Source organism: Flavobacterium geliluteum, from assembly GCF_017948595.1.
GTDB lineage: Bacteria > Bacteroidota > Bacteroidia > Flavobacteriales > Flavobacteriaceae > Flavobacterium > Flavobacterium flavipigmentatum.
In genome coordinates this window covers 361,890-373,364 of the sequence record NZ_JAGFBV010000001.1, presented here as the reverse complement: position 1 = coordinate 373,364, position 11,475 = coordinate 361,890, and the positions used below count along the sequence as shown (strand labels likewise).

At 30.8% G+C, this 11,475-nt stretch carries 7 protein-coding genes; all 7 read right to left on the bottom strand.

Annotation, left to right across the window (positions count from 1 at the left end; genetic code table 11):
• Nucleotides 1-176 precede the first annotated feature (176 nt).
• The 7 genes from J3495_RS01535 to J3495_RS01505 all read right to left on the bottom strand — a co-directional run bounded on the left by J3495_RS01535 (nt 177) and on the right by J3495_RS01505 (nt 11,475).
• Complete coding sequence (locus J3495_RS01535; protein WP_210664795.1) at nt 177-338, bottom strand: hypothetical protein; 162 nt, start codon at nt 336-338, stop codon at nt 177-179.
• A gap of 492 nt (nt 339-830) precedes the next feature.
• Entirely contained in the window at nt 831-1,622 is a 792-nt protein-coding gene (locus tag J3495_RS01530) for a hypothetical protein (RefSeq protein WP_210664794.1), read from the bottom strand.
• A 125-nt stretch (nt 1,623-1,747) separates the two neighbouring features.
• Nucleotides 1,748-2,968, bottom strand: a complete 1,221-nt coding sequence (locus J3495_RS01525; protein WP_210664793.1) for a hypothetical protein — start codon at nt 2,966-2,968, stop codon at nt 1,748-1,750.
• A 79-nt stretch (nt 2,969-3,047) separates the two neighbouring features.
• On the bottom strand, nt 3,048-4,319 hold the full coding sequence (locus tag J3495_RS01520) for a hypothetical protein (RefSeq protein WP_210664792.1): 1,272 nt from the start codon (nt 4,317-4,319) through the stop codon (nt 3,048-3,050).
• Entirely contained in the window at nt 4,288-6,099 is a 1,812-nt protein-coding gene (locus tag J3495_RS01515; RefSeq protein WP_210664791.1) for a hypothetical protein, read from the bottom strand. Before J3495_RS01515 ends, J3495_RS01520 begins: the two co-directional genes overlap by 32 nt.
• Before the next feature lie 163 nt (nt 6,100-6,262).
• Nucleotides 6,263-7,210, bottom strand: coding sequence for a hypothetical protein (locus J3495_RS01510; RefSeq protein WP_210664790.1), 948 nt, complete (start codon nt 7,208-7,210; stop codon nt 6,263-6,265).
• Nucleotides 7,210-11,475 (bottom strand): PAAR-like protein, encoded by a 4,266-nt coding sequence (locus tag J3495_RS01505; RefSeq protein WP_210664789.1) that lies wholly within the window; start codon nt 11,473-11,475, stop codon nt 7,210-7,212. The genes J3495_RS01510 and J3495_RS01505 overlap by 1 nt, the downstream gene beginning before the upstream one ends.

Below are 11,475 nucleotides of genomic sequence, written 5' to 3'. Positions count from 1 at the left end.
TAGTGTTTCCTCTTCTTTTTTATAAGAAGTAAGTTCAAAGTAGTCTACTAGTATCTCAGGCAGTAACAACTTAAGGATATCGATAAAAGAATCTTGCATTAGGGTATAATTTGAAAATACAAATATCTAGATTTTAATATTTCCCCACAACAATATGTGTTGATCCAAGCTTATGCCTACACAAAATTCTTATTACCCCCATTTTCATCGGCAAGAGTATTTTGATATTCCTCTGATTTTATAAAAAGATTTTTATAATCCGGTAAATTGTAGTAATTATTTCTTATTATTTCTTTTTGAACAGAACCGTCGATATCTCGCATCCAAATTCGTTGCATAAAGTAGCTTTTGTCTTTATACTTTTCATCATAACGATATTACTTACCAAAATAAACAAGATGAACTAGTAATTTTGATCTGTCTTGAAGCGAAAGATCATTCCTTTTATCCTTATCCTCAAATAAGTACGTTACATACATTTTTAAAGATTCTTAAATAATTAGATCTCATTCTTTTTTTGGCAATTAACAATATTTAGGATACCTACTCCATATTTTCATTTTTTATAATCGTCTTCTTCACCTGAAACGACTTTACTTCTCCTTATACATTTTTTCAGCATTATCTACACTTTGATAGTTATCGGACTCTGTCAATTTGTCTAATTTTTTATTTCAAAGCTATAGATTTAAAAAAGCCCATAAACATTTTATATACCTCTCTTTTTTTTTACACTATATTGAATATAAAAACATTACCACTACAATTTTTATTGGCTACTACCCCATTCTTCAAAGCTTTTCAATAATCAAAAAAGGGATTAGACAAGCCTAATTGTCCTCAGTATAATGGTTATTAATGTCATTTATAATTTTATAAACCTGATTAATATTATTCTCATTGTATCTTCTTGCCCAAAAACTATAAAACCAAACAATATCTCCATTCGCAAATTGTTTTCCAGAAATTAATCTTATTTCCTCAAGATTTAGTAAAAACTCATCTGAAGTGAAAGGTTCAATTTTTGAATAAAAATTTTTTGCGTCATCATCTGGACCTTTTTGAAATTTCATTATTTTATATATTTCTTCTAATCTTTCTTTATAATCTGGACTTGAGTATATATCGTTATAACTTATTAATAATCCATTAACAACTTTATCAAAGTCAAATGTTTTGTAAGTACGACGAGTTATTAAACTATAAAACAAACTATGATGTTTCTCAAAAATACCAATAATTAAATCTGGATCCTTTTTAAGATCATTAACAAAATTTGCAGAAAAAAAATTATTAAATCCTTTGTAATTATAACTCTCAAGATATGATTGTATATAGTATCTTTTCTCTTCAAAATTCTCACCTTGTTCAAGGTAATCTAATACATCTTCAATCCCTTTAACTACACTTTGCTCTTCAGTTAAAGTATCTTCCTCATGTCCAGCAACTTCTTTATAAGCTATAGCTGTTGGAGGCTCAATGGGGTTCTCATTTTGGTTACTCAAATTATTTTTTTCATGCTGTTTGTTTGTTTCAAAAAATTCAATTATGAGATCTTTTTTGTAAATCAAAATTCCAATAATGAAAACAATTACTATAATCTTTATATTTCTACCTTTCATGATTTTTCACAATAATTAAATTATGTCTTTATAAATTTTAACCTTTTGTAAAACTAGACTTAATCATTTGAAGTACGTTTCTCCTTTATGTCTAATATTTGGTTTTCGTGAAAAAGTTTAGTTTTTCACCCCCCATTTTCATCGGCAAGAGCATTTTGATATTCCTCTGATTTTTCATAGAGGTTTTTATAATTAAGTAAATTATAAAAGTTATTACGTTCTATTTCTTTTTCTATAGATTCGTCTAAATCGAATAACGCTATTCGCTGCATAAAAAAGCTTTGATTATTGTAGTTTTTATCATAACGATATTGCTCACCAAAATAAACAAGATGTGCCAAAAGTTTTGATCTATCTGCTATTGAGAGTTCATTCCTTTTTTCTTTGTCTTCCAAAAGATACATGACATATTGCTTTAGTGCCTCAAAATAATCAACACCATTAGGCTTAATAATTTCTTTTAAAACAGGGAAAATTTCTAAATTTAATTTTACTGTTCCATTACAATTTTTATTCCAAAAAATCTGATCCAAATCTTTAGGATTGCGTTTGTCAAATTTTGTGTTTTCAATGACCCATTTTAATAATTCTTTATCCTCATAATATCCAAAAGTTGTTACTAAACTTTGCATGAAATATTCATCGTTTAGTATTAACCATTTAAAATGAGCTCGACTATCATTAAACAAATACATGTTACGAGCAACTAACGTTTGAATATTATTTTTACGTTGGTTAGATAAATCAGGAAACTCTTTCCATAATTCTATAGTAATTTCCTCTCCTTCTTTGTTTTTATATTTTTTATTAATGCTATTTTCAAGTTTAATAACCTCAGGAAATTCTTTTTTATAATCAATTAGCTGAGGAATAAAATAAAAGTCTATTATAAAACTTTCTCTTTTTATGATATATGTACCATTATGGTCAGTGCCATCGAATGGATAATAATTAAATTTCCTATCACAGTCATCAAAATAATTTACATACAAATATGATTTATCTGAATTAGGTTCAATAATCCTATCAAATATGTCCTTTATTTTTTGATAAAATTTATTCGTTGGAATAAAATTGTAACCATTTGATATTAAAATTTTTTTACCCATTTGAACAGTAATATCAATATCTGATAAATCAAAAGTCTCTTGGGAAATTTCAACACCCGCCTCATTAAAATATTTCCTATATCCCCTATTTAATTGTTTTTCCAAAGAGTTTTTCATACTATTATTTTTTTTAACCGTATCATATTGTGCAATATTTGAATGATTATCTGATTTTTTATTTTGACATGCCATGCATAATGGCATTAATATACATGCAACAATTATCTTTATTTTCATTTTATTATTTTAATGCATTACCAACTTAAAAATCCATTTTAGCTAATAATCTACTCCTAATTAACTCGACAGGATCTAACTACCCTCCATATTCAGTGACAAGTTGATCTTGATATTCTTCTGATTTTTTATAGAGATTTTTATAATTAGGCAAATTATAGAAATTACTACGTTCTATTTCTTTTCTTAAAACTCCTCCTAAATCTAATAATTCTATACGCTGCATAAAAAAACTTTGATCATCGTAGTCTTTATCATAACGGTATTGTTCGCCAAAATAAACCAGGTGTGCTAAAAGGTTAGCCCTGTCTTTTATTGATAGTTCATTTCTTGTATCGCTATATAAAAGATAATTAACATATTCTTTTAAAGTTTCCAGATATTTAGGATCGTTAGGGGTAATTATTTCTTCTAATAATGAATAAATTTCAGTGTTTAATTTTACAGTTCCATCGCATTTTTTATTCCAGAATATCTTGTCTAATTCATTTGGATTATTGCTGTCAAATTTTGTATTTTCTACTACCCATTTTAATAATTCTTTATCGTCACAATAACCAAAAATAGTAACTAACCTCTGCATAAAATCTTGATCATTTAAGAGTAACCATTTAAAATAGGCGCGACTGTCGTTAAACAAATACATGTTGCGGGCAACAAGTGTTTGGATATTTTTTTTCCGTTGATCTTTCAAATTAGAAATGTCTTTCCAGTGAGGAATTTCAATTTCTAAATTATGAATACTTGATTTTCTTATTATTTTAGTGTTTTCAATATTATTTAATTTAGAGTATTGTTTTTGGTAATCAATAAGTTCAGGTATATAATAAAATTTTAGAATTATTTTTCTCTGCTTTTCTATAAATATTCCGTTATAATCTATTTCATTATTATTATACATGACAAATTCTTTATCACACTTATCAAAAAAATTAACGTGCAAAAAAATTGATTTGGATTTAGGATCTATAATTCTTCCAAAAACATTTTTAACCTTTTGATTAAAATCTTCTTTATCTAGCTCTTTAAAACCATTTGATTTTAATATTTCATCGGCTATTTGCACTGTAGCTTCTAACTCGTCTATTCCAAATTGAATTTTAGGTAATCCAGCACTAGCCTCATCAATAGTTTGAGAGGTTCCTTGCTTAAGTTGTTTGGTTAAAACTGCTTCTATAATAGTATCATTCATGTTGTTTACATTTTCAATAGTCGAACCAATGTCTTTTTTTTCTTGACAACTTACATCGCTTATAACTAAAAAGAGACACATTGTTATCTTAATTTTACTTTTTATATTCATATAACTAATTTTATTATTATCTAGAACTATCTTTTGAATTTTCAGCATTTATATCGTATTTAGGAAATTTCTTATCTTCTTCTGTTATGATATATTTTTTAGGTTTGGTAATTCCTAATATAGATGCACTGTTTTTTGGAACTGATCCTAATATAATTTTTTGATACCCTGTTCTTTTTTCTCCATTTCCTTGATTACCTCCCAAATACACATATGCTGTTCCATCAATATTTTCACCTGCAATTAATGCTACGTGAGAAAAATCAAAAACAATTAAAGCTCCTACAAATGGTACTGAATCTTCACCTTTACTCCATTTATCTGATTTCCATCCAAATGCCTGAGCACTGTAAGCCGTATTAATTTTTTTAAATTCTTCTGTTTGTTCAAAACACCATGCCAAAAAAGCACCACACCATGCGTCTGTATAATTCCAAGGAGTTTCGTCAGCTTTTTGAGATCTTGTTGACGAAACTTTAAAATACTCATGCACTTTTTCTTTTAAAGGACTATCAATCTCTCGTAAACCTTTATATTTTTCAAATTCTTGCATAGCAATAACAAGCCACGGCGCCCTACCAGATAATTCAGGAATTATTCCTCCACTATTACAAATATTTTTATCGTATTTAAACCAAGTTTTTAATTTAGATAATGTACTTTTTCTATCACTCCATCCATTCGGATCTTTTTCTAATTTATGATCTATAGAATAACCGTTTAGAATTTTGGATTGTAAATAGAAGTATTTATCTTCATCTACATTTTCCATAACAGTAGCTAATTCATTTAATGTTTTTTTTAAACCATCTTTAAAATATTCTGATTTCCATCTAGCATTAGATTTTTGCGTTTCTGTAAATTTATCCAAAACAGGGAATGTTGTAGTTTTCTTAATTTTCGACCATAACCATCCTGCTGAGTCCACAGCATATGTTAATTCTTGTGCAATTAATTCCGGTTTATTTATTATTTCTTTATTGCCTACATATTCTGCATAAGTTTTGTAGGGTCCTGGTTCATTATAAAGTAAAGAACCCACACCTTGTACGCCTGTCATTTGTATTAAACCTCTTCCTTTATAAAAACTTTTACTAGAATCGTGATTGCTCGAATATTCTTCTGCAGTATTAAAATTATCAGATTCATGGAAAGATTGGGCTAAAAAAGTGATTTTTTGAATACAACTACTTATATTATATTTTCTAAATGTTGTATTTAATGCTAATGTAAAATTCGCAATTGATTTATCTTTTATTGTACAGTCTGCATGTCCAAAAATAGTTTCAGACCCTTTTATTATTTTAATGATTGCCTTTACTTCCTCCTCAGTTAAATCCTTATTACAATAACAGCTTTTCCCTTTTATAAGCTCGGCCATTTCTAAATCTACCACTACAGGAACAGTACAATTTTCAATAGCTTCCTCGGTTAAAATACCTTTTTCTACAATCAATGCTGTGTTTTTAAAACAGATGAGTTGTTTTCGCAAGGCTAATTTTTCTTCTTTACTAAAAGGAGTTTCGTCTTGTTTGATGGCTTTTATGCCTACGGTTTTCATGTCAGGACTTCGTACTAAACTTGCATTTGGGTAAGGCATCTCTGCTAATTGATCATCTTCAAAAACATAAACCTCTTTTTTATCATCGTTTGGATCTTTTACTTTTCGGCTTACTTGTATACTAAAACGCACAGGGTTTGCTTCTGCATCCGTCAGGTATTTTTCTTCGGCTGTAAAAGGGAGTTCTAATAGCCCATCACTACCCACTTTCTCTTTATATTCCTGTATGCTTTGCAATACTGTTATGATGCCGTTTTTTTCTTCCATACAATCAGAATGTACCAGAGTCATAACGTCGACCCTTAACTCTTCTTCCTGCATATTGGCGGTATTAAGTCATATTTTGTGAGTTTTGTTTTGGCATCTCTTAAAATAGACATCACTAACTCTGATTCATTTACCGTATCATCAAAAAAATCATAAGATTTTTTTATCTTTCTTGATCTTTAGGTACAAAAATAATGGTTGTATATTCTTTTAGTTTTTTTAAACCATAATAATCATTTTCTTTTAATGCCTTTAAATATTCTGGATGAGACCTAAAATAATCTTCAGCAGGACCATCTACCCCAAATTCTCCAATATATTCTCCTTCATCATCATATTTACAATTAATTTGAGCATCAAATATGTGTGCCAATGCCTTATCTTTTTCGTTATCTTCAAGTTTATATTTTGAAAAATCAGTTGTGCTAAAAGATCCCATAATACCAGGATTCAGTTTTTGAATTTTTTTTAGCATTTCATATCTAAATGGTCCGCTAGGTATAATGTTCGGTTGACCAGTATAGCCAAGTAATAGTTCTTCCAGTCTTTTTATTTCGTTTCCTTTTATCCATTCAAATGCTTTCAATAAAAATTTTTCATTTCCAGTATATCCGGTTCCTGCAATATAGGAATAGACATTACAGCCTTGATCAAACTTGTCTAAAAGCATTACTGCAGTAATTTGATCATATATCACCATATTATTGTAATCTATGATGTGGTCAATGTATTTATCATCTACTTTCGCATAAGTCTCTATGTCTAATGGCAATAAGACATTTATATCTCTTATCACTAATGCTAATGTTCTATATTTAGCAAAGTCTTGATCATCATATCCTCCTTTTGTTATATCTATTCCTGAAACTTCCTGTATCTTCTTCCTAAAAAAATCGGTTGGGGGTATTTTATAACCTTTCCTTTTTAAACCTTTAACTATATCTGCTCTCATTTTATATAAATCTTTGTATTCATAATTTGGCTGGGTACTATCTCTTAAAATGTTTTCAGGAGCGTGTGAAACAGCATTAATATTGTTTTTATCTGTATGTTTTTCTTTTTTGGTACATGAAAAGCATAGTATCAGTACTAATAAAATTATTTTTTTCATTATTGTGTTTTTTGTTTGATTTTAGATTTCTCTTTACGTTCTATAGGATCTCTTTCAATATCATAATATTCGTAGACTTCATTAATATTATCTACTTCCTCGACATATACTTTGATTTCTTTTACATCTTTTACACTTAAATATTTTTTTACTAAATTTCCTATATCCGCATTGTATATCCTTAGACATCCATACGTAATCATTAATTCTCCTCGATCATTAATAAGCTTATCATAGCCAACTGTATGACCTGCATGAATGGCAATTCCTGATCTGCCATTTTTAGTAGCCGTAAGCGCATCACCCTCTAAACCTGTCATATGTATCAAACCATGATTTCCATAACTTACATCACCAACATGAGTCTGGGTATGCCAGGTACTCCATAATCCATTAGGCGTAGCGCCTTTTCCTTCCGCTTTAAACTTATCTGAACCAGTCCCATTCCCTAGAACATAACTGCTAAATAATGTACCTGAATTATCAAAAAAGACTAATAATCCCTGATATTTTCTATCTTTTGGCAGTATCACATTAATATAGGCCGTTTTAGAATCTGCCTGATATTTTTTATCATAAGTTTGGTTAACATCTATTGCTAGGTTTAACCCGGGCTTACACTCTTTTACTTTCAAAACTTCTACCGCCTTCTTAAAAAAACGCTGTCTCTCTTCGAGACCTTCTTTTTTAGAATTTATAATTTTTGTAACTAACTCAACATTATCATCAGTACTTCCATTAGTTACAGCGTTTATGTTTTTCCATCCCCAAAAGGCCAGGGCAGAAGTTATAGCATCTTTTGCATTGTTTTTTAATTTGTAAGGATTGTCATCGTCTAGCCATAAAACATCGGGTTCATTATCAATTTTCATTGATTTGTTGAAATATTTCTGGATATTTCTGTAATTTTCTTTCCATGTAATTTGTTTAAATCCTTTACCACTATAGCGCCATCCATCATTAGGATTGGTATGTTCTTTTCCTAATGGATGAGTAGGACCATAGATAGCACTTGCGACTTCTTGTGCATTGCTTTCATTCAATGATAGAGAAGATAATCTTCTTGCTTCTGCCTGTTGGTTTTCTAACACCCCAAATGTTGAGAAATAAGAATCGAAAATTTTCCGCATTCTTTCAGAATATCTATACGTGAATTTTTCTTGTAAATCATAAAATTTTGTTTCTTGACAAATCTGTGCTAAAAAGTGTGCCTTTCTGACACAAGTATTTATGCCAACTTTTTTACGATATTGATTTAAAAATGGTAAAGCTGCTGATATTATGGTATCATTATCTATTAGGCATTTTTCAGCTCCATTGTTGTCTTTTTTGCCCACACAAATAGCTTTTATTTCTGTCAAGGTAATGTCATTGTCACAATTCGGACACAGTTTCTTACTATCTGCCTTTACAAGCTCCGCCATTTCTAAATCTACCACTACAGGAACTGTACAATTCTCAATAGCTTCCTCAGTTAAAATACCTTTTGCGACTATCAAAGCAGTATTTTTAAAACAGATGAGTTGTTTTCGCAAGGCTAATTTTTCTTCTTTACTAAAAGGAGTTTCGTCTTGTTTGATGGCTTTTATGCCTACGGTTTTCATGTCAGGACTTCGTACTAAACTTGCATTTGGGTAAGGCATCTCTGCTAATTGATCATCTTCAAAAACATAAACCTCTTTTTTGTCATCGTTTGGATCTTTTACTTTTCGGCTTACTTGTATACTAAAACGTACAGGGTTTGCTTCTGCATCCGTCAGGTATTTTTCTTCGGCTGTAAAAGGGAGTTCTAATAGCCCATCACTACCCACTTTCTCTTTATATTCCTGTATGCTTTGCAGTACTGTTATGATGCCGTTTTTTTCATCCATACAATCAGAATGTACCAAGCTCATAACATCAACTCTTAGTTCTTCTTCTTGCATATTGACAGTATGCACCCATATTTTGTGGGTTTTAGCCTGATGCGTAAGGGTTTGCTGTAAGCCTTTACCGTCTTCTTTAGCAAAAAATATTGATTTTATTTTTTGCTCGTTGGTTACTGCAAGTTCTTCGTTACTGTCTAATACTTCTATAAATTTTGTTCCCACGACCAGTTTGCCGTTTTTTATGTCCATATCATTGGGCAAGGTTATTGTTCCTTGACTTCCGGTTGGCATTTCTACGGTAAAAATCAAACTTATAATGGGGTTTGGTACTTCGGTTGTTGCGGGCAGCGCTTTTTTTATTTTGTCTTTATACTTGTCATCGGTAGTAATTTTAAATGAGCCAATACCTTTGTCGTTAAGAGATATCTTTTTTTCTTCGAGCATATAGGTAGCTGGTTCTAAATAAAAAGATTCGCTTATTCCTCTTACCCAAACTTTTATGGTGATAGTCTGATTTTCTAGTCCAGCGATCTCTACAAAAGCATGGGTTTCTTCTTTATAGCCTGTTTCGGTACGTTTATAGCCTGTGCTGTATGCCCATAAGGCACGTTTTAATTCTGGTGTAGCTACTTTTATTTTTGTATTTACCTTTGTGTCAAGGGTTTCTTCTCCTGTAAGATAGGCGGCTATATCAAATTCTCCTTCGCTATTAAATGTAATTGTTCCGTCATGATTGTCCACCACATCATTTGGCAATTCTAAATTTATTTTTTCATCGCCAATCAAAGGCATAATTCTAGCTGCCGTTTCGAGTTTTACTTTTGCTCCTTTAGGTATTGATTTTGGCAAAGTAACTTTGTCTATGGAGTTTCTTATTACCTCAAAGAAAAAGCTGTCTGACGCATTAAATAAAGGTCGGTTGGTTGGCTTTCCGTATCCTTCTATAGCATATTTACCAAAGTAATTGTTGCCTCCTTGGGCGTCATTATAGAGTATTTGGTTGATTGGTTTGTTGATGCTTTTTTCTTTAGAAATGGCAGCGTTTTCAAAAGCTGTTAATCGTATGCCATCTTTTTGCAAATACCATTGCATTTTGGTCGTATTCGTAGGTAAAAATTCAACATTAAACTTGCTTACTTCTACTTTTAGACTCTCATTATATCGCAACAGTTGGTTGCAGGTTCCTTTTACGGTATTTACCCCTAAAGATTCTAAAACTTTTAAGGTTATTTTTATTGGGCTTGAATCATTGGGCGATGTATAGGCCTCAACTTGATATTCATCAGGGTTTTTGAAGGTAAAAATACCTAGTGCCCCCGTTTTTGTCTCTACTTTAATTAGATTCGATTCACTACTAATCTGACTATTAAAAATTACTGTATTCTTACAAGTTACTCTCCAACTGGCAATTGGAGATGTTTCATAGACAGGATTTAATGATGCTGGATTAAGTATTTTTTGTTTTTCTACTAAGGAAGTTGCTTTAAATTTTAAAGTTAAAGGAATTGGTGTGTGTTTTAACAGGGTTTTACCGGGTGCCGTAATTCCTTCAACATGATCTTTTATATATTCAATAAGTATGGCACAATCTTTATATCCGGGACGGTTTACATAAGCTTCTATTCGATACAGACCTTCTTCCAGATCCTTAAAAAGTGTACCTAATGTAAATACAATGTTAGCTCCAATACCCACAAAAGTTTTCACTTTATCTTTTACTTCATCTCCTTTAAAGATAGCCCATGTTATTTTCGTTGGATCTCCCTTATAGATTGCTTTTAATTGAAGTTTTGCTTCTGAAACTGGCATTGACGAAGGCCAAATATTTGTATTTTTAGCTTTTTCTATAAAATAATATTTGCCTGTTGGTTTTTCTGCAAGCGGAGCAACGATGGTGATTTCAGAAACTGAATTTTCTTTGGTAGGATCTGAGGTTTCCCACTGAGCAGAGGTGTTTTCGACTGTAAAAGAGTCTGCTTCTTTTACATCAATTGTGTTTACTGCTTTTTTTTGTCCAGTGGTTGTAAATGTAATTGTACCAGGTACGCCATAGCCAGGGCAGATACCTGTGGAAATATCCAGTAATACTTTCGTGCTTTTGTCAAAATCTACATTTTTATAAAAGTCTTTGTATTTGATGCTGCATTGTCCTTTGCATGGCTTTTTCTTTTTGTCCGGAAGGTAGCAATCACCAAAACCTTCTCCATTATTAAAGCTCTCTGCTGTATTATCAAGGTTGGTAGCAATGGGCTTTTCCTGAGCAAAATATTTGTTCTCTTTTAATTTTTTAGACTGACTTTTTACTACTAAGGGCACTGCAGTAGCCTTGCTATTATTAGCAACAGAATTAGAGCAAAAGCATTTAGCCCCTTCTACTATTATTTCTCCTTTTGCCAT

Coding starts and splice junctions, on each gene's coding strand:
- J3495_RS01535 (WP_210664795.1), bottom strand. CDS start 338: ATGCAACGAATTTGGATGCGAGATATCGACGGTTCTGTTCAAAAAGAA.
- J3495_RS01530 (WP_210664794.1), bottom strand. CDS start 1,622: ATGAAAGGTAGAAATATAAAGATTATAGTAATTGTTTTCATTATTGGA.
- J3495_RS01525 (WP_210664793.1), bottom strand. CDS start 2,968: ATGAAAATAAAGATAATTGTTGCATGTATATTAATGCCATTATGCATG.
- J3495_RS01520 (WP_210664792.1), bottom strand. CDS start 4,319: ATGCTGAAAATTCAAAAGATAGTTCTAGATAATAATAAAATTAGTTAT.
- J3495_RS01515 (WP_210664791.1), bottom strand. CDS start 6,099: ATGGAAGAAAAAAACGGCATCATAACAGTATTGCAAAGCATACAGGAA.
- J3495_RS01510 (WP_210664790.1), bottom strand. CDS start 7,210: ATGAAAAAAATAATTTTATTAGTACTGATACTATGCTTTTCATGTACC.
- J3495_RS01505 (WP_210664789.1), bottom strand. CDS start 11,475: ATGGCAAAAGGAGAAATAATAGTAGAAGGGGCTAAATGCTTTTGCTCT.